At 64.1% G+C, this 22637-nt stretch carries 23 protein-coding genes; 11 read left to right on the top strand and 12 right to left on the bottom strand.

What is annotated here, in order from left to right; translation table 11 throughout:
* The first annotated feature begins 37 nt into the window (after nt 1-37).
* Genes ACR0EF_RS12155 through ACR0EF_RS12145 form a run of 3 tightly spaced genes read left to right on the top strand, consistent with a single transcriptional unit; the run spans nt 38 to nt 3002 of the window.
* On the top strand, nt 38-625 hold the full coding sequence (locus tag ACR0EF_RS12155) for a TRAP transporter small permease (RefSeq protein WP_005980318.1): 588 nt from the start codon (nt 38-40) through the stop codon (nt 623-625).
* Nucleotides 626-1915 (top strand): TRAP transporter large permease, encoded by a 1290-nt coding sequence (locus ACR0EF_RS12150; RefSeq protein ID WP_170342091.1) that lies wholly within the window; start codon nt 626-628, stop codon nt 1913-1915.
* A gap of 25 nt (nt 1916-1940) precedes the next feature.
* A complete protein-coding gene (locus ACR0EF_RS12145; protein WP_170372933.1) occupies nt 1941-3002 on the top strand; it encodes a TRAP transporter substrate-binding protein in 1062 nt (353 codons plus the stop codon).
* Between the two features lie 40 nt (nt 3003-3042).
* Here the strand turns inward: ACR0EF_RS12145 and ACR0EF_RS12140 are convergent, their stop codons facing one another.
* Nucleotides 3043-3513, bottom strand: a complete 471-nt coding sequence (locus ACR0EF_RS12140) for a tetratricopeptide repeat protein (RefSeq protein WP_005980315.1) — start codon at nt 3511-3513, stop codon at nt 3043-3045.
* A 6-nt stretch (nt 3514-3519) separates the two neighbouring features.
* Here ACR0EF_RS12140 and ACR0EF_RS12135 point away from each other — a divergent pair, with 6 nt between their 5' ends.
* On the top strand, nt 3520-4800 hold the full coding sequence (locus ACR0EF_RS12135; RefSeq protein WP_170372932.1) for a cytochrome-c peroxidase: 1281 nt from the start codon (nt 3520-3522) through the stop codon (nt 4798-4800).
* 39 nt (nt 4801-4839) lie between these two features.
* Here the strand turns inward: ACR0EF_RS12135 and gcvP are convergent, their stop codons facing one another.
* The 4 genes from gcvP to ACR0EF_RS12115 all read right to left on the bottom strand — a co-directional run bounded on the left by gcvP (nt 4840) and on the right by ACR0EF_RS12115 (nt 10846).
* A complete protein-coding gene (gcvP, locus tag ACR0EF_RS12130) occupies nt 4840-7695 on the bottom strand; it encodes an aminomethyl-transferring glycine dehydrogenase (RefSeq protein WP_170372931.1) in 2856 nt (951 codons plus the stop codon).
* 174 nt (nt 7696-7869) lie between these two features.
* Entirely contained in the window at nt 7870-8235 is a 366-nt protein-coding gene (gene gcvH / locus ACR0EF_RS12125; RefSeq protein ID WP_093964179.1) for a glycine cleavage system protein GcvH, read from the bottom strand.
* Between the two features lie 18 nt (nt 8236-8253).
* On the bottom strand, nt 8254-9348 hold the full coding sequence (gcvT, locus tag ACR0EF_RS12120) for a glycine cleavage system aminomethyltransferase GcvT (RefSeq protein ID WP_170372930.1): 1095 nt from the start codon (nt 9346-9348) through the stop codon (nt 8254-8256).
* A gap of 316 nt (nt 9349-9664) precedes the next feature.
* Nucleotides 9665-10846, bottom strand: a complete 1182-nt coding sequence (locus ACR0EF_RS12115; RefSeq protein WP_170372929.1) for a hydantoinase/carbamoylase family amidase — start codon at nt 10844-10846, stop codon at nt 9665-9667.
* Between the two features lie 158 nt (nt 10847-11004).
* On the opposite strand from ACR0EF_RS12115, the gene ACR0EF_RS12110 reads away from it, so the two are divergent.
* Genes ACR0EF_RS12110 through ACR0EF_RS12095 form a run of 4 tightly spaced genes read left to right on the top strand, consistent with a single transcriptional unit; the run spans nt 11005 to nt 14504 of the window.
* A complete protein-coding gene (locus ACR0EF_RS12110; RefSeq protein ID WP_170364170.1) occupies nt 11005-11655 on the top strand; it encodes a histidine phosphatase family protein in 651 nt (216 codons plus the stop codon).
* Between the two features lie 18 nt (nt 11656-11673).
* Nucleotides 11674-12288: a glutathione S-transferase family protein gene (locus ACR0EF_RS12105; RefSeq protein ID WP_170372928.1), complete on the top strand. Its 615-nt coding sequence runs from the start codon at nt 11674-11676 to the stop codon at nt 12286-12288.
* Nucleotides 12289-12302: 14 nt separating this feature from the next.
* The gene (locus tag ACR0EF_RS12100; protein ID WP_170372927.1) at nt 12303-13358 is read left to right on the top strand and encodes a saccharopine dehydrogenase; all 1056 of its coding nucleotides are present in this window, start codon (nt 12303-12305) and stop codon (nt 13356-13358) included.
* Nucleotides 13359-13361: 3 nt separating this feature from the next.
* Complete coding sequence (locus ACR0EF_RS12095) at nt 13362-14504, top strand: saccharopine dehydrogenase family protein (protein ID WP_170370196.1); 1143 nt, start codon at nt 13362-13364, stop codon at nt 14502-14504.
* Between the two features lie 81 nt (nt 14505-14585).
* Here ACR0EF_RS12095 and ACR0EF_RS12090 read toward each other — a convergent pair whose 3' ends face one another.
* From ACR0EF_RS12090 to ACR0EF_RS12070, 5 genes are all read right to left on the bottom strand, one after another.
* A complete protein-coding gene (locus ACR0EF_RS12090) occupies nt 14586-14789 on the bottom strand; it encodes a DUF1127 domain-containing protein (protein ID WP_093964173.1) in 204 nt (67 codons plus the stop codon).
* A 50-nt stretch (nt 14790-14839) separates the two neighbouring features.
* Nucleotides 14840-15067: a DUF1127 domain-containing protein gene (locus ACR0EF_RS12085; protein ID WP_170342063.1), complete on the bottom strand. Its 228-nt coding sequence runs from the start codon at nt 15065-15067 to the stop codon at nt 14840-14842.
* 121 nt (nt 15068-15188) lie between these two features.
* The gene (locus ACR0EF_RS12080; protein ID WP_170342061.1) at nt 15189-16262 is read right to left on the bottom strand and encodes a hypothetical protein; all 1074 of its coding nucleotides are present in this window, start codon (nt 16260-16262) and stop codon (nt 15189-15191) included.
* 91 nt (nt 16263-16353) lie between these two features.
* Complete coding sequence (locus ACR0EF_RS12075) at nt 16354-16671, bottom strand: DUF3775 domain-containing protein (RefSeq protein WP_093964170.1); 318 nt, start codon at nt 16669-16671, stop codon at nt 16354-16356.
* Nucleotides 16672-16758: 87 nt separating this feature from the next.
* The gene (locus ACR0EF_RS12070; RefSeq protein ID WP_170370198.1) at nt 16759-17529 is read right to left on the bottom strand and encodes a DUF1365 domain-containing protein; all 771 of its coding nucleotides are present in this window, start codon (nt 17527-17529) and stop codon (nt 16759-16761) included.
* Nucleotides 17530-17679: 150 nt separating this feature from the next.
* Here ACR0EF_RS12070 and ACR0EF_RS12065 point away from each other — a divergent pair, with 150 nt between their 5' ends.
* From ACR0EF_RS12065 to ACR0EF_RS12055, 3 genes are read left to right on the top strand one after another with little or no spacing between them, the layout of a single operon-like run.
* Nucleotides 17680-18336 carry a sigma-70 family RNA polymerase sigma factor gene (locus ACR0EF_RS12065; RefSeq protein WP_170370199.1) on the top strand — a complete coding sequence of 219 codons (657 nt, stop codon included), beginning with the start codon at nt 17680-17682 and terminating at the stop codon, nt 18334-18336.
* Between the two features lie 10 nt (nt 18337-18346).
* On the top strand, nt 18347-18997 hold the full coding sequence (locus tag ACR0EF_RS12060) for a ChrR family anti-sigma-E factor (RefSeq protein ID WP_170370201.1): 651 nt from the start codon (nt 18347-18349) through the stop codon (nt 18995-18997).
* A gap of 56 nt (nt 18998-19053) precedes the next feature.
* Nucleotides 19054-19458, top strand: coding sequence for a hypothetical protein (locus ACR0EF_RS12055; protein WP_170370203.1), 405 nt, complete (start codon nt 19054-19056; stop codon nt 19456-19458).
* 3 nt (nt 19459-19461) lie between these two features.
* Here ACR0EF_RS12055 and ACR0EF_RS12050 read toward each other — a convergent pair whose 3' ends face one another.
* Both ACR0EF_RS12050 and mutL read right to left on the bottom strand, forming a co-directional pair.
* Nucleotides 19462-20700: a DNA recombination protein RmuC gene (locus tag ACR0EF_RS12050; protein WP_170370205.1), complete on the bottom strand. Its 1239-nt coding sequence runs from the start codon at nt 20698-20700 to the stop codon at nt 19462-19464.
* Nucleotides 20701-20757: 57 nt separating this feature from the next.
* On the bottom strand, nt 20758-22614 hold the full coding sequence (mutL, locus tag ACR0EF_RS12045; protein ID WP_170372926.1) for a DNA mismatch repair endonuclease MutL: 1857 nt from the start codon (nt 22612-22614) through the stop codon (nt 20758-20760).
* Between the last annotated feature and the right edge of the window lie 23 nt (nt 22615-22637).

The following is a 22637-nucleotide window of genomic DNA, read 5'->3' as shown; positions in this document are numbered from 1 at the left end:
GCGGGCCAAACCCGCGGCCTGAACAGGGAGGAACCGCATGGGCGGATTGACGTCGGTGCTTGCGCCGATTGCATTCGTGAACGAAACCGCGCTGCGTCTGGGCCGCGCGGTTGGTGTCGTTGCGATCGCCTTCATGGTGATCGCGATCCTGATCCAGGTGTTCTTCCGATACGTTCTGGGCAACGCCCTGCCCTGGCCTGACGAGGCCGCGCGGTTCTGCATGTTGTGGATGACCGGCCTGATGGCACCCACCGCCTTCCGGCGCGGCGGGTTCGTGGCCATCGACATGCTGGTCCGCTTTCTGCCGCGCGTACCCGGCCAGTTGCTGAACCTGTTTCTGCTGCTGCTCAGCCTGACGGTTCTGGTGGTCGCCGTACGCATCGGCTGGTCCGAGGTCACGGGCTTTGGCGGGCGTTTCGCCACCGCAGCGCTGTACCTGCCCACTTCGCTGGGCTTTGACGAATGGTACCGGATCCCGCGCAGCTGGATGATGGCCTCCCTGCTGGTGGGCGTGATCCTGCTGCTGTCGGTCAACATCGAACTGATCCTGCGGTCGATCATCACCATGCTGGGCGGCGGTGACCTGCTGCCCGAGATCCCCGAAGCCGCCGTGGGGGCCGAATAGATGCTGGTCTGGTTCCTGCCCGTCTTTCTGGTGTTTCTGCTGATCGGCCTGCCGGTCTTTTTCGCGCTGCTGGCCGCGCCCGGCCTGCTGCTGTGGCTAAACGGCCAGACCAACGACATCACCTTGCTTTATCGCAACGTCTACAACGGGATGGACAGCTTCCCGCTGATGGCTATCCCCTTCTTCATGCTGGCCGGAGAACTGATGAACCGCGGCGGCATCACCATCCGTCTGGTCGAGTTCAGCCAGGCGCTGATGGGGCATCTGCGCGGCGGGCTGGCGCATGTGAACGTGCTCAGCTCGATCCTCTTCGCGGGGCTGTCGGGCTCGGCGGTGGCCGATACCTCGGCGCTGGGCTCGATGCTGATCCCGGCAATGGAGAAGCAGGGCTATACCCGCAAATTCGCCGCCGCGATCACCGCCGCCAGCTCGGTCATCGGGCCGATCATCCCGCCCTCGGGGATCATGATCATCTATGCCTATGTCATGGGCGAAAGCGTCGCGGCCCTGTTCCTGGCCGGCATTGTGCCGGGTGTCATGGTGGGCATCGGCCTGATGCTGATGATCAAGGTCATGGCCAACCGGTATGATTTCCCGGTGGCCAGCCGCAAATACACCTGGCCCGAGCGCGGTCAGGCCAGCCTCAAGGCCTTTTTCCCGCTGATGACGCCGGTGATCATTCTGGGCGGCATTCTGGGCGGCATCTTCACCCCGACCGAGGCCGCCGCCGTCGCGGTGGGTTATGCCTTCCTCATCGGGTTTTTCGTGCTGCGCACGCTGACCTTGAAAGAGGTGCCCGACGTTCTCAGCAATGCGGGTATGACCTCGGCCGTGGTTCTGCTGCTGGTGGGGGCGGCGATGGCGTTCAAGACCGTGGTCAGCCTCAGCCACGCGCCCGAGCAACTGGCCGCGCTGATCCTCGGACTATCGGAAAACCCGCTGATCCTGCTGTTCCTGATCAACCTGCTGCTGTTCGTCGTAGGCATGTTCCTGGATGCCGGTCCGGCGATCATCATCCTGGGTCCGATCTTGGGCCCGATCTTCACCAGCCTGGGGGTCGACCCGATCCATTTCGCCATCATCATGAGCGTCAACCTGACCGTTGGCCTGGCCACGCCGCCCATGGGGCTGGTGCTGTTCGTGGCCGCCGCCGTGTCACGCGAACGGGTGGAAACCATCGCCAAGGCGATCCTGCCGTTCCTGGCCGTCGAAATCGCGGTGATCTTCCTGATCACCTATGTCCCCGCAATATCCATGACGATCCCGCGTTTGACGGGATTTGCAAACTAGACTGAGTACCACAGGGAGGAAACGCATGCTCAGAACATTCTTCAAAACCACAGCACTCGCCACGTCGCTGGTGGCGGCCTCGGCGCTGGCGGCCTCGGCGGCCGACTATACGCTGCGCGCCACCGCCAACTCGAACGAAAACGACGAGGACTATGATGGCCTGGTCGTGTTCAAGAACTTCGTCGAGAACGCCTCGAACGGCGCAATCGAGGTCGAGCTGTTCATCGGCACGCAGCTGTGCTCGAACGGCGCCGAATGCCTGCAGGGCGTGGCCGACGGCACCATCGACATCTACATCTCGACCTCGGGCGGGGCCTCGGGCATCTTCCCTTACGTACAGGTTCTGGACCTGCCCTATCTGATGGCGGACGACCGCATCGCCGAGCGGGTCCTGTCGGGTGATTTCACCCGCAAGATGCGCGAAATGGCGCTGGAAGATTCGGGCGGCGCGATCCGTCTGATGACCATCGGCAACACCGGCGGCTGGCGCAACTTCGCCAACACCAAGCGCCGCGTGACCCAGCCGTCCGACATGGACGGGCTGAAGATCCGCACCGTGGTCGCAGACCTGCCGCAGGAACTGGTCAAGGCCCTGGGCGCCTCGCCCACTCCGATCCCGTGGCCGGAACTGTTCACCAGCTTCCAGACCGGCGTGGTTGACGGCTCGAAGAACGGCATCACCGACATCATGGGCATGAAGTTCCCCGATGCCGGCCTGCAATATGTCACGCTGGACGGGCACGCCTATATGGGCGCGCTGTGGTGGATGAACAACGCCAAGTTCCAGGAAATGCCCGAAGATCTGCGCCGTGTCGTCGTCGATGGGTTCTATGCGCTGCAGCAGGCCACCTTTGCCTCGCCCAAGCGCAAGTCGATCCGGGCCTACGAGGATTTCGTGGCCGGTGGCGGCGACCTGTACGTGCCGACCCCCGAGGAAAAAGAGGCGTTCAAGCAGGCCGCGACCCCGGTCTATGACTGGTTCCAGCAGAACGTCGCGCGCGGGGACGAGATCTATGGCGCTCTGACCGCGGCCGTGGCCGAGGCCGAGGCCGAGATCAACGCGGAACGCGCCGCCGACCTGAACTGATACGGTTCGGGCCGGGGTGTCGCGTCATCCCGGCCCGCCTTTACCGAAAGGGGTACATCCACCCCTTGTAGTCATTGACCAGCACATGGGCCTTTTCGATCTGTTCGGGCGTCATCTTCTTCACCACCTCTTCCAGGCTGATCGCCGCATCGGGGTCGCCGCCGATGGCGCTGAGCGTGTACCACATGTAGGCCCGCACCAGATCGGGCGCAGGCAGGCCCAGGCCCAGCTCGTAATACCACCCGACACCCGATTGCGCGCCCGGGTGCCCCTTCATCGAGGCACGCAGATACCATTCGAACGCCCGTTCGTAATCCTGCTCGACCCCAAGGCCAAGGCCGTACATCACGCCGATCAGCTCCTCGGCCTCGGCGTTGCCCGACCGGGCCGCCGGCAGAAGCTGTTCGCGCGCGGCGGCAAACTCGCCTGCCTCCATCAGGTCACGGGCCTGTTCCAGTTCGGCCCAGACGGGCGTAGCGGCAAGACAAAGGGCAAGCACAAGCTGGCGCATGGTGCGGTGGGTCTCCTGTTTTGCGGGGCGGCCTGGGCGCAGGACCTGCCCTCGCCCCTGACCGATGACGACTTTCTGTTCTTTGATAGGGAACAGGCCGCGATCGGTCACCAGCTATTTTATGACCCGATCCTGTCGGGCAACCGCAACATCAGCTGCGCCCATTGCCACCACCCCGATTTCGGCACCTCCGACGGCCTGTCGCTTGGCATCGGCGAGGGCGGCCAGGGCCTTGGCCCCGACCGCACGCCCGGCACCGGGGCGGACCGCATCCGCAAGCGCATCCCGCGCAACGCGCCGGGCCTGTGGAACCTGGGCGCGCGCGACATCCACACGATGTTCCATGACGGGCGGCTCAGCCTGTCGGACGTCTATGGCAACGGGTTCAACTCGCCCGCGCAGGAATGGCTGCCCGAAGGGCTGAATTCACTGCTGGCCGCGCAGGCGCTGTTTCCGCTGACCGCTCAGTTCGAAATGGCCGGGAACGTGGCCGAGAACGAAGTTACAGGCGCCGTGCATGACCGGATCGACAAGGGCTGGCCGATCATCGCCAAACGGGTGCGGACCGACCCGAAATACGGCCCCGCGATGGTGGCCGCCTTTGACGACGTGGACAGCACCGAGGACATCACCATCACCCATGTCGCCAACGCTCTGGCCGCTTTCATGGCCATCGAATGGCGCAGCACCGACAGCCCGTTCGACCAGTACCTGGCCGGAGACGAGACCGCCCTGACCCCTGATCAGAAGGCCGGGATGCAGCTGTTCTACGGCAAGGCGCGGTGCGCCACCTGCCATTCGGGGCCGCTGCTGTCGGATCAGAAATTCCACGCGCTGGCCCTGCCGCCATTCGGCCCCGGCCGCACCCGACAATGGGACGCCTATGCCCGCGACGTGGGTCGCATGGGCGAAAGCGACCGGCTGGAGGACGCCTACCGGTTCCGCACGCCCATGCTGCGCAACGTGGCGCTGACGGCGCCCTACGGCCACAACGGCGCCTTTCCCGACCTCGAAGGGATCATCCGCCACCACCTGAACCCGGCAACCAGCCTGTCACGCTGGACGACCGATCAGGCCGCGCTGCCCAAGGTGCCGTGGCTGGAACAGGGCGATTTCGTCGTCTGGCAAGACCGGTTCGAGATGGCGCGCCAACGCGCCAAGCTCGATATCACGCCAGTTGACCTGAGCGACGGTGAAATCGCGCAGCTGGTGGCGTTCCTGCACGCCCTGACCGGGACCAGCGTGGAGACGCCGCCCTTTGGCGTGCCCGCGGGCTTCAAGCCCTGAGAAAAACCCCCGCCGGATCGGGCGGGGGTTTTGGTGTTATTATTCGGCGGCTTCTTCGTAAGCCTCCATCGGCGGGCATGTGCATACGAGGTTCCGGTCGCCGTACGCGTTGTCGACGCGGTTGACGGGCGACCAGTATTTGTCGACGCCCATCGATCCCGGCGGGAAGCAGGCCTGTTCGCGGGTGTAGGGTCGGTCCCACTCACCCACCAGGTCGCGCACGGTGTGGGGGGCGTTCTTCAGCGGGTTGTTCTCGGGGTCGATCTTGCCGTCGATCACGTCCTGCGCCTCGGCGCGGATCGACAGCATCGCGTCGCAGAACCGGTCCAGCTCGTCCTTGGGCTCGGATTCCGTCGGCTCGACCATCAGCGTGCCGGCCACCGGCCATGACATGGTCGGCGCGTGGAAGCCGCTGTCGATCAGCCGCTTGGCCACGTCGTCGACGGTGATGTTGCCGGCCTCGGCCAGTGGGCGGGTGTCGAGGATGCATTCATGCGCCACCCGGCCAGATTCGGAGGTGTAGAGGATCGGATAGGCCTCCTGCAGGCGCGCGGCGACGTAGTTGGCGTTCAGGATCGCCACCTTGGTCGCCTGGGTCAGACCCGCGCCGCCCATCAGCAGCACATAGGCCCAGCTGACCGGCAGAATCGAGGGCGAACCGAAGGGCGCCGCCGAGACCGGCCCCACGGCGGTGCCGTATTCCGGGTGACCCGGCAGGTAGGGCTTCAGATGCGCCTTGACCCCGATCGGGCCCATGCCGGGGCCGCCGCCGCCATGCGGGATGCAGAAGGTCTTGTGCAGGTTCAGGTGGCTGACGTCGCCGCCGATGTCGCCGGGGCGCGACAGGCCCACCATGGCGTTCATGTTGGCCCCGTCGATATAGACCTGACCGCCGTGGTCATGGGTGATCTGGCAGACCTCCTGCACCGTTTCCTCGAACACGCCATGGGTCGAGGGGTAAGTGATCATGCAGCCGGCCAGGTTGTCCGAGTGTTTCTCGGCCTTCTCGCGGAAGTCGGTCAGATCGATGTTGCCCTTCGCGTCCGCCTTCACCGGCACCACCTGCCAGCCGACCATCTGCGCCGAGGCCGGGTTGGTGCCATGCGCCGAGGTCGGGATCAGGCAGACATTGCGATGCCCCTGCCCGTTGGCGATATGATAGTTGCGGATCGTCAGCAGGCCCGCATATTCGCCCTGCGCGCCCGAGTTGGGCTGCTGGCTGATCGCGTCATAGCCGGTGATCTGGCACAGCTTGTCATTCAGGTCGGCGATCATCTCGTGATAGCCCTGCGCCTGATCTTCCGGCACGAACGGGTGCATGTTGGCGAACTCGGGCCAGGTGACCGGGATCATCTCGATCGTCGCGTTCAGCTTCATGGTGCAGCTGCCCAGCGGGATCATCGCCCGATCGAGCGCCAGGTCGCGGTCGGCCAGGCGGCGCATGTAGCGGGTCATCTCGGCTTCGGCCCGGTTCTTGTGGAAGATCGGGTGGGTCAGATAGGGCGTCTCGCGTAGCGCATAGTCCGGCAGGCGATACTGCTTGTTCGAGCTGTCGTCCTTCTTGTCGATGCCGAAGGCACCCCAGACCGCTTCGATCGTCTCGGCGCGGGTCTGTTCATCCAGGCTGATGCCGACGCGGGTCTCGCCCACCTTGCGCAGGTTGACGCCTCGGGCTACCGCCGCCTCCATGACGGTCTTTTGCAGCGGGCCGACCTCGACCGTGATGGTGTCGAAGAACACCTCGGGTTCGACCTTGAAGCCGTGTTCTTCCAGCCCGGCCGCCAGGCGCGAGGTCTTGCGGTGCACCGACTGGGCGATCGCCTTGATGCCGTCGGGACCGTGGTACACGGCATACATCGAGGCGATCACCGCCAGCAGCGCCTGCGCGGTGCAGACGTTCGAGTTGGCCTTCTCGCGGCGGATGTGCTGTTCGCGGGTCTGCAGCGCCAGACGATAGGCCTTGTTGCCGCGGCTGTCGATGCTGACGCCGATGATCCGGCCCGGCATCGCGCGTTTCAGCTTGTCGGTGGTGGCCATGTAGGCGGCGTGCGGCCCGCCAAAGCCCATCGGCACGCCGAAGCGCTGGGTCGAGCCCACGGCGATGTCGGCGCCCATCTCGCCCGGCGATTTCAGCAGCGCCAGCGACAGGATGTCGGCGGCCACGATGGCAATGGCGTTGTGTTCATGCAGCGCCGCGATCTCGGCGGTGAAGTCGCGCACATGGCCATAGGTGCCCGGATACTGGAAGATCGCACCGAACACCGCGCCCGCATCCAGCTCGTCAGGGTCGGCAACCTTGATGTCGATGCCCAAAGGCTCGGCCCGGGTCTTGATCACCGCGATGGTCTGCGGGTGACAGTTCTTGTCCACGAAGAAGGCCGCGTTGTTGGCCTTGGACCGGCCACCGCGCTTGGCCATCGCCATCGCCTCGGCCGCTGCGGTCGCCTCGTCCAGCAGCGAGGCGTTGGCCACGTCCAGCCCGGTCAGGTCGCTGACCATGGTCTGGAAGTTCAACAGCGCCTCGAGCCGGCCCTGACTGATCTCGGGCTGATAGGGCGTATAGGCGGTGTACCAGGCCGGGTTTTCCAGGATGTTGCGCAGGATCGGCGCAGGCGTGGTGGTGCCGTAATAGCCCTGACCGATCAGCGAGGTCAGAACCTTGTTCTTACCCGCCACCTTCTTCATGTGGTAGAGCGCGTCGCGTTCCGTCATCGCCGGGCCCCAGTCCAGCGGCTGTTTCTGCCGGATCGCGGGCGGGACGGTGGCGTCGATCAGATCGTCCAGCGTCTTGAAGCCGATTACCTTGAGCATGTCGCGCATCTCGGTCGGGCTGGGACCGATATGGCGGCGGTTGGCAAAGTCATAGGCTTCGTAGTCGGTCAGTTTGAAGGCCATTGCAGCGCTCCCATGAATAGGTCAGGCCCGGCGGAGACTGCGGGAGCCTCCGGCGGGGAGTAAGGGCCGTCCCGGAAACTGTCCGGTGGACAGTTTCAGGCCCGAACGGGCGGAGCCCAAATTCGGCGGCATTTGTCAAAACGATGGAGCCCCAAGACGGGACTCTGTTTGGGTTTACCCGATGAATGCCTTGTAGCCGGCCTCATCCATCAGATCTTCCAGCTGCGCGGCATCGGTGATCTTGATCTTGTAGATCCACGCCTCGCCCTCGGGATCCTCGTTCAAAGCGCCCGGATTGTCGGCCAGCGTCTCGTTCACCTCGAGGATCTCGCCATCGACCGGGGCATAAATCTCGGAGGCCGCCTTGACGGATTCGATCACCCCGATCTCGCCGTCCTTCGCAAACTCTTCACCCACGTCCTGCTGCTCGACGAACACCACCTCGCCCAGCTGCTCGGCCGCATGCTTGGTGATTCCCAGCGTGGCCGTGTCGCCCTCGACCGTCAGCCATTCATGTTCTTCGGAATAATAGGTTGCCATGCTGTCTCTCTCCTGACTTCAACGCTTGTAATTCTGTTTGACGAAGGGCAGCGCCACGATCTGCGCCGGCTGCGCCTTGCCCCGGATGATCAGATTCACCTGTTCGCCCGGCTCGCTGTGGCCGGCGGCGACGTAACCCATCGCAACCGGGCCGCCGACCGTTGGCCCGAATCCGCCCGAGGTGATCTGACCGATCGTGTTGCCCTGAAGATCCTGCACCTCGACCCCCTGTCGCGCCGGGGCGCGGCCATCGGGCTTGATCCCCACCAGCTTGCGTGCCGGGCCTTCGGCCAGTTCGCGCTGGATGCGATCCGCGCCGGGAAAGCCGCCCTCTTCCTTGCGCCGCTTCTGGATCGCCCAGGCCAGGTTGGCCTCGATCGGCGAAGTGCTCTGGTCGATGTCATTGCCATACAGGCACAGACCCGCCTCCAGCCGCAGGCTGTCGCGCGCGCCCAGGCCCGCCGGTTCGCAATCCTCATGCGCCAACAGGGCGCGGGTGACCTCGATCGCCTTGTCCTCGGGGATCGAGATCTCATAGCCGTCCTCGCCCGTGTAACCAAGTCGCGAGATCCGGCATTCGACTCCGTCGATCGGGGCCACGGTGGTTTCCATAAACTTCAGATCGCGCGCCGCCGGGCACAGCGCGCCCACCACGTCCTCGGCTTTAGGGCCCTGAACCGCCACCAGCGCGCGGTCGAAGATCTCGGTCACCTCGACCCCGTCCAGGTGCGCGCGCATGTGCGGAATGTCCTGATCGCGCAGCGCCGCGTTCACCACCACGAAGAAATGATCGCCCGCGTTCGACACGATCAGATCGTCCATAATCCCGCCGTCCTCGTTGGTGAAGAACCCATAGCGCGCCTTGCCCTCGGGCAATGTCGCAAAAGCCTGCGGGCACAGCGCCTCGAGCTTCTCGCCCACATTCTCTCCCCGAAGGATCACCTGGCCCATGTGGCTCACATCGAACAGCGCCGCCTTCTCGCGGCATTGCTTGTGCTCGCCCATGATTCCCAAAGGATACTGAACGGGCATCTCCCAGCCCGCAAAATCAACCAGCTTGCCTCCCAACTCAACATGAAGGTCATACAACGGCGTGCGCTTCATTCCAGGCATGTCAGTGTTCTTTCTTTTGGCAAAAGTGGCGCGATGGACCGGATCCAAAAGCACATGGCTGGGAATACCATGCCACGGCAGCCTTTCCGGATCGAGTCAGTGGAATTCTGGCTGGTCGACATGCATTTTCCTGTACCGGCAACTTCACGGCTGGCGGTGTTCCGTCCGACTTCAGATCGCAGGTATTCATCACGGCCTAAATCGCTCATGGACAAGGAGTATACATCTGCATGCTGCAGCTTTGTGTCGTATAGGAAACTTTTTTCCGTTACGCAACAGCTGAAATTGCAATATTCACGGTCGGCGGCCCCATACCTCAGCGATCGGCAAGTGCCGCCGCCAGGGCCTTCAACCCCGTCACCAGATCGTCTTCGGCAGTGTCCTCCGCGAAGTCATGACTGATACCGTTGATGGATGGCACGAACAGCATTCCGACCGGCATCAAGGCTGCCACGTTCGACGCATCGTGCAAGGCCCCGGACGGCATGACCCGCCAGTTGCCGGGCGCGACGGTCTGGGCTCCGTGTTCCAGCGACCGCCGGAGGGTTGGATCCATCTCAACCGGTTCGATGCCCAACATTGGCCCGAACTGCGCATCGCCCCCGATGGATTCACTCACCTCTTGGGCGGTCGTACGAATGATGCTTTCCATTCGGGCCAGACGATCCGTCTCCTGATCGCGCCACTGCATCGAGAAACGGACCCGGCCAGGAACGATTGACGAGGCATTCGGAGACAGCTCAACATGACCGATCGTCCAGACCGTCTGCGGGGTCACCACGTTGCGGAACCGCTCGTTGATCAGGCCATTGAAGATCGTCAGAGCCTGGAACGCGTCTCGGCGCAGGTGCATCGGCGTCGTGCCGGCGTGGTTCTGCTGGCCGGAAAACTCGATGACCACGTCGCGAATGCCCACGATGTCCGAGACCACACCGATGGCCTCGGCGTTGGCATCCAGAACCGGACCCTGCTCGATATGCATTTCGATGAACCCGGTGAATTGGGCGGGGTTCACAAAATCCTGCGTCAGACTTTGCATCCGAGCGCGCGCATCGCCAAACCCTATGCCCGCGTGGTCGGTCAGGTCGTCGGCCTGCGCAAGGGGCAACTTGCCGGACCAGATGGCTGATCCGGTCGTGACGCCGAACCGGCCCTCCTCATCCTGAAAGCTGACCACCGAGATCGGGCGCTGGCTGGAGCGAGCCAGCTCCAACGCCGCGATTACGCCCAGCGCGCCATCCAGCCAACCGCCCTCGGGCTGGCTGTCTGAATGTGACCCCATCAAAAGCGACGGCGCGGATGCCAGACCGAACAGGTTTCCGACCGGATCAAAATGCGGTTGCAGCCCGGCCTCCTGAAACCGGTCGGCCAGCCATCGCCGCGCCGCAATGTCCGCGTCTGAATATGCCGGGCGCACGACGCCTTTACCAACCCCCGCAGCTCCGAATTCCCGCAGCTTGTGCAGATCATCCAGAAACCTCTGCGCATTCACGGCCATTGCGCTGTCCTTTCTTGTCGCTTGCCGCAACTCTATCGCCGGGCCGTCCGCCCGCAAGCCCGGTTGCAGCCTGTCCCGGTTTTTTGACGGCAACCGGCCGAACACCTCTGGCCCCTGCGTGCAAGCTGCCCTAAGACTTCGGGCCAAGAGGGACCGACATGTCATACATCACATTGGTACGCCACGGGCAGGCCAACACCACCGCACGGGACGAACACAGTTATGACAAGCTCAGCGAGCTTGGGCATCAGCAGGCGCGCTGGCTTGGGGCCCATCTGCGCGAGACCAAAGCCCATTATCCACGGGTGTTTTGCGGCACCCTGACCCGGCATGTGGAAACGGCGGCAAGCATGGGTCTGCCGGAACCCGTCCGTGATGCACGTCTGAATGAAATCGAGTATTTCACCCTTGCGCAATTGTTCGAAGAACAGCACGGCGTGACGATCCCGACGGACCGCGAAGGCTTCGTTCAGCACCTGCCGCTGACCTTCAAGGCCTGGGCCAACGGCGACATTCGGAACGCGCCCGAAACCTTCGAGCAGTTTGAAACCCGCGTCTCGGACGCTCTGCGTGAAATCCATGACGGCGACGGGCCGGCCATCGTGGTGACCTCGGGTGGGTTAATCTCGATGGTGGTGCGGCAGGCGATGGGGCTGGACATCCCGGCGATGGCGCGCGTGGCCCTTGCCATCATGAACACCTCATTGCATCGTCTGCACCCGATCGGAGCGGACCTGAGCCCGGTTCTGTTCAACGCGGTTCCGCATCTGGAAGCGCCGGACCGGCATTTCGCCCAGACCCACCTGTAACCGGATCGGAGGTCCCAGATGCAGATCTACTACGCACCCCGCACTATCTCGATCGCCGTCGTCATCGCGCTGGAGGAAGCCGGTCTGGACTATGAGGCGATCAGGCTCGACTTCGCAGCGGGCGAGCAGACGACGGCGGCCTACAAGCAGATCAACCCCAAGGGTCGCGTTCCCGCTCTGGTGGTCGATGGTGGCATTCTGACTGAAACCGGCGCTCTGCTTGAATACATCGCAGCCAAGGCCCCGAAGGCCGGGCTTGTTCCGGACGATCCGGTCCTGGCCGCGCGGATGCGCGAGGTGATGTATTACCTGGCCTCGACCATGCATGTGAACCATGCGCACAAGATGCGCGGTCACCGCTGGGCGGATCAGGAGTCCAGCTGGCAGGACATGAAGGGCAAGGTGGCCCAGACGATGACCGAGTCCTGCGCTTACATCTCGTCAAACGGGCTGCGCGGCCCGTTTGTTTTGGGCGAGGCATTCTCGCTGGCCGACGCCTATCTCTACGTGGTTTGCAGCTGGTTGGAAGGTGACGGTGTCGATGTCACGGCCTTTCCCAAGATCCAGGCCTTCCGCGCGGCGATGGAGGCCCGACCCGCGGTTCAGGCGGTACGGGCCGACGGAATGCTCTGACAAAAGGACATCGCATGACACATCTCTGGGTCCGGGCTGAACAACGCCCGAACGAGGAACGGGTTGGCCTGACGCCCGAGGGTGCGGCACAACTGATCGCCGCCGGCATCCGCGTGACGGTCGAGGAAAGCCATGTCCGGGCCATCCCGATCGACGGCTACCGCGACGCGGGCTGCGAAATCGCGCCGGAAAACTCCTGGCCGGATGCGCCGCTGGATGCGATCATCTTCGGCCTCAAGGAACTGCCCGAGGACGGCACGCCGCTGCCGCACCGCCACATCATGTTCGGCCATGCCTTCAAGGGCCAGCATTCGGGCCGCAAGCTGCTGGAGCGCTTCAAGGCCGGCGGCGGCACGCTGTATGATTTGGAATACCTGGTGGACGAGAACGGCCGGCGGGTCGCGGCCTTCGGCTATTGGGCGGGCTACGCGGGGGCAGCGGTGACGCTCAAGACCTGGGCGGCGCAGCAGCGCGGCGAGATCTGCGGCCCCGTCGGTGTCTATCCCGGCAAGGACGCGCTGAACGCCGAGCTGCTGGCCGAGTTGGAAGCAACCGGCGCCCCCCGCCCCCGCGCCATGGTCATCGGCGCGCTGGGAAGGGTCGGCACCGGCGCGTCCGACCTGTGCGAGGCCATGGGGGTCGAGGTGACCAAGTGGGACATGGCCGAAACCGCCGATGGCGGGCCGTTCCCGGAGATCCTTGCACACGACATCTTCCTCAACTGCATCTTCGCGCGCCCCGGCACCCCGGTCTTTGTCCCGCGCGAGGCGCTGAATGCCCCGCGCAAGCTGACCGCCATCGGCGACGTGGCCTGCGACCCCGACAGCGACTACAACCCGGTGCCGGTCTATGACCGCGCCACAACCTGGGAAGAACCCGCCCTGCGCGTGGCCACCGACCCTGTGCTGGACGTGATGGCCATCGACAACCTGCCCTCGATGCTGCCGGTCGAAAGCTCGGAAGACTACGCCGCGCAGCTTCTGCCCTCGTTGCTGACCCTGACAGACCTGACCTCGGGCGTTTGGGCGCGGGCCGAGGACACCTTCAAATCCCATATCGAAAGGATCTGAGCCATGACGATTCACTGGTGTGGCACCGGCCTGTCGGCCATCCCTGGCCTGCGCCGCCTGATCGAGGCCGGCCACAAGGTCACCGTCTGGAACCGGACCGTTGACAAGGCTCGCGCCGAGGTCGGCGATCTGACCGACGACATTCGGACCTTCGACATCGACGCGCTGGGCGCGGTGCTGGAAAAGGGCGACGTCATCGTCTCGATGCTGCCGGGCGACTGGCACGTGCCGCTGGCGGAACTGGCGATCGAGAAGGGCGCGCATTTCGTCTCGTCCTCGTATATCGCGCCCGAAATGCGCGCGCTGGACGACAAGGCCCGCGAAGCCGGCGTCGCGCTGGTCAACGAGGTCGGGTTGGACCCCGGCATCGACCACCTGATGGCGCATGCGCTGGTCGATGACTACCGCGCCTCCGACGCCTTCGACCCGGAAAACCACCTGAGCTTCATTTCCTATTGCGGCGGCATCCCCAAACACCCCAACCCGTTCCGCTACAAGTTCAGCTGGTCGCCTCTGGGCGTACTCAAGGCGCTGCGCTCGCCCTCGCGGTCGATCCGCGACTATGCCCCGCTGGACGTGGCCCGGCCCTGGGACGCGATCAGCACCTATGTCGCCCCGCTGCCCACGCCCGAAAGCTTCGAGGTCTATCCGAACCGCGATTCAATCCCCTTCATGCAGCAGTACCATTTCGAGGAGCACTGGCCGGTCAAGGAATTCGTCCGCGGCACTCTGCGGCTGAACGGCTGGTCGGATGCGTGGTCGGACGTGTTCCGCGAAATCGAAACGCTGGAAGGCCCCGAGGGCGATGCCAGGCTCAAGGAAATGTCCGACCAGTTCTGGGCCGAGAACGCCTATGAGGAGGGCGAGCCCGACCGCGTCGTGCTCTGCGTCGGCCTGAAGGCCGAGAAGGACGGCGTACCGGTCTGGCACAAGACCTATGTGATGGACGCCTGGGGCGACGCACGCGGCAGCGCGATGGCGCGTCTGGTGTCGATCCCGGTCTCGCTTGCGGTCGAGGCGGTGCTGAACCGCGCCATCCCCGCCGGCGTCCATGCCGCGCCCAGCGATCCGAAACTGGTTCAGAGCTGGATGGCCGAGATCGACAAGCTGGCACAGCACCTGCAGGTGGTCGACCACCTGGCCTGACCCAACCAAAAAGCCATTCCGGACGCACCGGAATGGCTTTTTACTGGTGTTTTCACCAACCGTTGGATTGGCGCTTGTGGTTCAGATGTAGCGCTCGATCGTTTCCTCAAGATCGCTGCGGTTGATGCCAAGCTCGGACAACTGCCGGTCATCCAGACCGCTCAGATGTTGCGCCGCGCGTACGATGTCATCCTTGACCGCCCGGATGCGCATGGCGCGGTCGAACAGAAGCAGCGCGCTGGCGGATGGGCAGGGTTGTTGAGTCGGTTGCATTGTGTCGAGCATCGGCTGTTTCCTCCCTGTTTGGCCGGTGTCCTGGTGGGGCGCGGCCCCGGCTACTGCGTCAACGCGGCGCGCTGATAGACGCTCTGATAGGCCGTTTGGGGAATGTCTGAGCGGCTGATGCCGATATCGTGGAGCTGCTGGTCGCTCAGGCGTTCGAGGTCACGGACCGTCTTCGCAAAGATCTGCTTCCGAAACCGTTCGGTCTTGGCCTCGGCGTATTTTGCAAAAAGGTCATGAAACAGGCTGTGGTTCGACTGTGTGGTTTGTGCGGTTGCCATTGGTTTGTCCTCCTGAAATCCGAACTGCATCGCGGTACTGTCATCAGATAAAAGGACGCCGCATTAACGGTTCCGGACCAACGGATTAAGCTTTGTTAACCTAACGTAAGGGTGGGCGGGGTCACTGACCGGATGGCAGGGCCACCCGGATGGCGAAGGCGGTGGCGGGGTCGATCTGCGGGTCAGCCAGAAGCGCCCGCAGCGCAGGGGCAAGCGTATCATCCCCCCAATCGCGCGTGGCCAGGGCGATCTGCCCGGCCGTGCTTTGGTCGCGCGCTATCTCACCGACAAAGATATCCAGGATCTTCCCGCGGTGTTCCGGCATCGCATCGCCGCCGTCGATCAGCGCCGCGATGATCGCCTGCCGATCCTGTGGGGTAAGCGGGCTGGCGGTCAGAGCCTCCTGGATCGTATTCAGGGCTTGGTCGCCGTCGATTTCGATACCGGCAAGCGCCCATTCGCGCAGGTTGAACCCTCCGGTGGCGACCGCCTTTGGATAGACCGCGCGCACCGCCTCTGCCGCGGCCGGATCAGATTGCAGGCCCAGCAGCCGGATCGTTGCCGGGGCATAGGCTACGCGATTCAGGCTCCGCAAATCGCGCAGAAGATCCGGGGTTGCAGCAGCGTCGCGCAGGCCGCGCACAGACGCATAGGGTGCCCGGTGGAGTTCGATGAGAGCGGTGTTCCGCAACAACCGGTCTCCGGAATTCAGATAGGCCGCGAAAAACGCGGCGCGCTCGGCGGATCGGGATCCGTCCAACCGCCAGCCTTGGCCTTGCGCCTGTACCTCGGCAACAAAATCGGCCCGCTGCGGCGTCATCAGAAATCCCTTGGTCCAGGACTGATCAAAGGCGCGCCCGGCCTTGTCCCGGCGGCCTGGGCCATAGATCATCAGGACCACCCGGTCAGGATCGGCCCGCAGAGCATTCCGCGTGCTGCTGTCCACCAGAAACGGTATCTGGGGGAGGTCCGCAACCTCGTCCCAACTGCCTTTCAGCAACCCGACGGGTGCATAGCGGAACGGGTCGTCGGGCGCGGGCGCGGCCAGAACGATGACCGAAGCAGACAACAACCGGTCGGCCAGAGAGTTTTCGGGAAGTGCCAGACAAACGGTGCAGGCCAGCGCCGGACGCTGCGGCCACGCCGGAACGGACATAAGGGCCAACACCAATATCGTCTTCAACATACGCGGCATCTGGCGCCCCTGCTGTGGACCGGGCGCTGTGCAATACACGGCGCCCTCTGCCCCGGAGCATAGCGCAGAAACACCGTGCGGGCGACCAAGTCTACATCAGGTCGTTCTCGACATCTTCGGCCGAGATGCCCAGCGCGTCCAACCCGTTCTCAAGGTGATCCGACAGATGCGGCGTGCCGATGAGGTAATCGGCACATGGGGTCGAGGCCTCGGCCTTGGCCGTAGCGATCGCCTCGCTGAGGTCGTCCGGGAAAAAGCTTTCACGTCCAATCCACATGATCGCGACCAACTCGGCTTGCTCGTCCTCGTCCATGCGATCGATAAAAGCCCGCAGCTCGCCCTCGGCGCGATCCAGCTCGCGGCCCATCATGGCGACCTGGGCGACTTTGGTTGGCGAGATTTCCAGCATTGGTTTCAACTCCTCTGTCCGCAATTGAAGTCCATCTCAACCATTGCATCGCGCCTGCGTCCTTGATCTTGCGCAAACTGCAGATCGTCACTCGTGCGGGCGCGAGACGGGGTGAGATGGCACCGGTGCGGTGCGGAACGGTCGGAAAGTGGCCTTCTTGATCCACAGTTTCAGCGCCTGCCAGTGGATCAATGCAACCGCCCGCCGCGCACCAAACGGGCGTCGCAGCAGCGAACGAAGGATCGCGCCATTGGTGAGAGGTTGCCGGACGCCCGTGAGCGTAGCAATCAAACCGCCCCCGTCGCGGCCGTAGTCGATCCAAACCCCGACCCGGTCCGGGCGCAGGTCGAACCGGAAAGTGTAAGTGCCCTCGATCTTTTGAAACGGCGAGACATGCATCACTTTGGTCGCGCAAATCCGGTCAGAGGGAGCGATCACGTCAAACCCCGGCTTGTGGCAGACATAGCTGTGCCGCGTTCCATGAGTGTTGGTGACCTCGGCCACCACGGCAAACAGCGCGCCTGCGTCATTCAGGCAAAACCAGAAACTGACCGGGTTGAATACATGGCCCAGCACTCTGGGCTGGGTCAGCAGCAGAACCTGCGCGGGTTGGGGGATTTGCATCGCCCGCAGACTGTCGCGGAGCCAAGGGGCACCCCGACCAACACCGGGCTCCCCTCCGTGATCGCGGGTCCGCCAGCCGGTGAGGTTGGGTTTATCCACCGAAAACAACGCGGGCGTTTCCGATGCCTGTTCGGGATCCAGCAGGATGTAGTCGACCGAGTAGCGAAAGGCGTTCTCGATCGCACCTTTCCTTCCGTGAAAGGTATGGGCCGGAACGAAGTCGATTTCTGGCATGGTCGGACTGATCTTTTCTAGCGGTCAACATTCTGGATCGGCTGGGTTTTTCAGCGAACATCCATAATCATGATACGAAAAAAACGCGCGACCGGATCAAAAATCTCGGGCAGGCGTGATCCGACTTGGGTGCGGCAGCGTAATACAGTTATGTTTACCGAGATGGACACCGTTGTTCCGGACGATGTCGCGACCGCCCCGGCGGCGCGATCGGCGGGGCGCGGCACGAAACGAACCAAGGGATCGTCGGTGAACGGTACGAAGAATAATGGCGCGCCAAGATGCGAGTGGGTGTCTCACGTCCAACGCATCCGGCAGTCTCAGGATCAGGCGGCGTTTGCCGAGCTGTTCCAGCACTTTGCCCCTCGGGTCAAAGCGTTTCTGATCCGGTCGGGATCGGACGCGACGTTGGCCGAGGAGTGCGCGCAGGAAGTCATGGCCACGTTGTGGCACAAGGCGCATCTGTTTGATCCGTCACGGGCCACCGTGGCGACATGGGTCTTTACGATCGCGCGGAACAAACGCATCGACGCCATTCGCAAACAGCGGCGTCCTGAACCGGAAGAACTGACATGGGGTCCCGAAGCGGAACCCGAACAGGAAGACGTAATCGCGCTGCAACAGGAAACGGCGCAACTGAAGACGGCCCTGCTGCAATTGCCCGAGGCACAGCGGGAACTGATAGAGAAGGCATATTTTGGTGACCTGAGCCATCGCGAGATCGCCTCGCAGACCGGGCTTCCGTTGGGCACCATCAAATCAAGAATACGGCTGGCGCTGGACCGCTTGCGCCACGCGATGAACTGAGATGATAGAGATGAGCAACGAGATCAAACATCACCTGACGGACGACCTGCTGATGGCCTACGCCTCGGGCACACTGCCCGAAGCGTTCGACCTGATGGTCGCGACCCACCTGTCCCTGTGCGACCATTGTCGCGCCCGCGCTGAGAGTTATGACGCGGTGGGCGGACACATGCTTGAGGACCAGGTCGAAGCCGCACCTTTGTCCGCGGATGCCTTGTCATCGACAATGGCTCTGATCGCGCAGGGTGCTCCGACCCCCAAGCCCGCGCGCGCGAAATGCGACGTTCTGCCGGCCCCATTGCAGGATTACGTCGGCGGTGACGTGACCAGCATCCGCTGGAAGTCGATTGGGATGGGCGTCAAGCAGGCCATTCTGCCAACCTCGCGCGATGCCACGGCGCGCCTGTTGTTCATCCCGGCCGGTGCCGCGGTACCCGACCACGGCCACAAGGGCATGGAACTGACCATGGTTTTGCAAGGCGCGTTTTCCGACGAGGTGGATCATTTCGCCCGCGGCGATGTCGAGATTGCAGACGAGGATCTGGAACACACACCCGTGGCCGACATGTCCGAGGATTGCATCTGCCTGGCGGTGACCGACGCTCCGCTGAAGTTCAATAGCCTGATCCCACGGTTGGTGCAGCCCTTCCTGCGAATCTGAACGGTCCCTCGTTTGTGCTAGGCTTGGAGCCGGGAACCACCGGGAGGATATGCAGAATGTTGAAACAAGCTCTGGCAGCTCTGTTCATTGCTGTTGTGGCCGTGCCGGCCTTGGCCCAAAGGACAGCTGAGGTGAAATTCCAGCCCGGAAACTTCGGCACCATGGTCAACGGCACCATTACCGGTGATGAATATTTCGACTACGTGCTGGGTGCGAAGGGTGGGCAGGAATTGTTCGCCGAGCTTCAGGTCAGCGATACCAACGGCAGCGGCGTAGTCTATTTCAACATCCTGCCGCCAGGCAGCGACGGGGTCGCGATCTACAACGGCTCAATCGACGGCAACACAGCCCGCATCACCCTGCCCGAGGACGGAGATTATACCATCCGCGTCTACCTGATGGGCAATGATCGGGATACCGGCAAGACCATCGGATACAATCTGGACCTGTCGATCCAGTAGGCGTCAGCCCTCGGACTTGCCCAGCGGCACCACGTTGGCGCGGTCCTCCGGGGCCAGCTCCTCGAAATCGAAATTGTCCAGCCGCTGCGCCCGCCTGCCGGCCTTTTCGGCGCTGATCTTGATTTCCGAGATATCCTTGGCCGCCTGCCCGAAATGCCGGTCGAGATTGGCCACCCGGTCGCCCAGACGCTCGACATCCTTGTGCAGCAGGCCCAGTTCCTTGCGGATCGCGCCCGCCTGTTCGCGCATCCGCGCGTCCTTGAGGATGGCCCGCATCGTGTTCAGCGTGGCCATGCAGGTGGTCGGCGAGACGATCCAGACCCGTTTCGAGAAACTCTCCTGCACCAGTTCGGGGAACTTGGCGTGCAATTCGGCATAGACAGCCTCGGAGGGCAGGAACATCAGCGCCCCGTCGGCGGTTTCACCATCCAGGATGTACTTGGTCGAGATGTCCGTGATGTGCTTGCGCACCGTGCTGCGGAACATCTGCACCGCCGCCTTCAACTCCATGTCATTGCCCGCGCCCACCAGCGCCTCATAGGCCTCCAGCGGGAACTTGCTGTCGATCACGATGGGCCCCGGCGGGTTGGGCAGGCGGATCAGGCAGTCGGCGCGTCTGCCGTTCGACAGGGTCGCCTGCAGCACATAGCTGTCCGAGGGCAGCGCCTTGGACACGATGTCGTTCAACTGGATCTCGCCGAAGGCGCCGCGGGTCTGCTTGTTCGACAGGATGTCCTGCAGCGACAGCACGTCGCCCGAAAGCTTGGTGATGTTGTCCTGCGCCTTGTCGATGGCAGCCAGCCGTTCCTGCAACTGGGTCAGCGAGGTCGCGGTCTGTTTCGAAGACCCATGCAGGGTTTCCTTCATCCGCTCCTGCATCTCGGCCAGCGCGCGGGCGGATTTCATGGCGTTGTCGGCCAGCCGGTCGTTCATGTGCTGCTGCACCGCCGACAGCCGCGCCTCGACCGTCTGGATCACCTGCACCTGCGCATTGGCCTGCGTGTCCGAGACATGCTGCAACCCGCCGCGCAATTGCTCCTGCCCCTGCCCCAACTGCTGCACATGCTGGCCCAGATAGGCCAGCTGCTGCGCCAGCGGCTCGGCCATCCGGGCCGAGCGGTTGGCCGCGCGCAGGGCCAGAAACAGCAGGACGAGGATCAACAGAACCACGCCCGCCCCGATCAGGGCGGCCATCACCATGGGGTCTTCCAGCGAATATCGGGTGCCTGCAATCTCGATCATCTCAACCTGTGCGTTCTTGTTTTGTTTCTTATTTTCTACCGCCGATCGGCGGCCGGATCAACTGCGGCCGAACAACCGTTCGATATCGCTCAGCTTCAGCTCAACGTAAGTCGGCCGCCCGTGGTTGCACTGGCCGGAATGGGGCGTGGCCTCCATCTCGCGCAGCAGGGCGTTCATCTCTTCGGCGCGCATCCGGCGGCCCGAGCGGACCGAGCTATGGCAGGCCACCCGGCTGAGGATCGCCTCGATCCGCGCCTGCACCGTCTGGCTTTCGCCCTGATCGGCCAGCTCGTCCAGAATGTCGAGGATCATCGCCCGCGCGCTGACCTCGCCCAGAATGGCTGGGGTCTCGCGCACCGCCACCGCGCCCCCGCCGAAGGGCTCGATGGTCAGGCCCAGGCGCGACAGGTCGTCGGCCACCGCGAGCAGGCGGGCGCAGTCGCCCTCGGACAGTTCGACGATCTCGGGGATCAGCAGCGCCTGCGCGGCCACGCCGTTCTCGGCCATCTGTGTCTTGAGTTTCTCATAGACCAGCCGTTCATGCGCGGCGTGCTGGTCCACGATCACCATGCCGTCGGCGGTCTGGGCGATGATGTAGTTTTCATGCACCTGCCCGCGCGCGGCCCCCAGGGGTAGGTGCTCGGGCGGGGTCTGGTCGGGCTGCTCGGCTTCGGCCACGGGCTCGACCACGCTGCCGCTGTAGGCATTGGCCAGATCGGCAAAGCCGGGCGCCTGCGCCTGATAGGCCATGGCCCGCGCCGCGGGCGAGGGCCGGTCCATCTGATAGACCCGCGCGGGTACCGCGGGGGCCGGCTCGGGCCGCATCGCACCCAGCGTTGCGTTGGCCACGGTGGTCGAGGCGCGGTGCCCCGCCTCGGCCAGCGCGTGCCGCAGGCTCGAGACGATCAGCCCGCGCGCCACGCCGGGATCGCGAAACCGCACCTCGGATTTCGCGGGGTGCACGTTCACGTCCACCAAGGTGGGCTCGCAGTCGATGAACAGCGCCGCCGCCGGGTGCCGGTCGCGGCTGAGGAAATCGAAATAGGCCGCGCGCAGGGCGCCGGTCAGCATCTTGTCGCGCACCGGTCGGCCGTTGACGAACAGGAACTGCGCCACTGCGGCCCCGCGCGAATAGGTCGGCAACGCGGCATATCCGTACAGCCTGATCCCCTCGCGGGTGGCGTCGATCCGCAAGGCATTCTCGGCGAACTCGCGCCCCAGAATGCGGGCCAGACGGGCGTGCAGCGCGTCGAACAGGTCTCCGTTCTCGCGGTCGGCGCGGAACACCACGCGCCCCTCGCCCCCGCCCGAGACATCGCGCAGGGTGAAGGTGATGGAGGGTTCCGCCATGGCCAGCCGCTTGACCGTGTCCGAGATCGCCTGAGCCTCGGCCCGGTCGGTGCGCATGAATTTCAGCCGCGCGGGCGTGGCATAGAACAGGTCGCGCAGCTCGACTGCGGTGCCGGCGCGCAGGGCGGCGGGCTTCACCGGTTCCATCTTGCCGCCGGCCACGCGGATCTGGGCCGCCTCGGTCCCCGTCGCGCGGCTGGTGATGGTCAGGCGCCCCACCGCGCCCAGCGAGGGCAGCGCCTCGCCCCGGAACCCGAAGGTGTGGATGTTGAGCAGGTCCGACCCGTCGATCTTGGAGGTCGCGTGGCGCGACAGGGCCAGCGGCAGATCCTCGGGCGCGATACCGCATCCATCGTCGGTGACGCGAATCAAGGTCTTGCCGCCATCGGCGATGTCGATGCCGATCCGGGTCGCTCCGGCGTCGATCGCGTTCTCCACCAGTTCCTTGACGGCCGAGGCCGGGCGTTCGACCACCTCACCGGCGGCGATACGGTTGATCGCGGCCTCGTCGAGTTGCCGGATTGCCGGGCGATTTTCGCTGATATTGGGGTTTGCCTGCGCCATACCGCTAGACCTAGCACAATCGC

Source organism: Ruegeria sp. CG8 (assembly GCF_056537165.1).
Note: the sequence above shows the minus strand (reverse complement) of the source record. Positions and strands in the feature narration are given on the sequence as shown.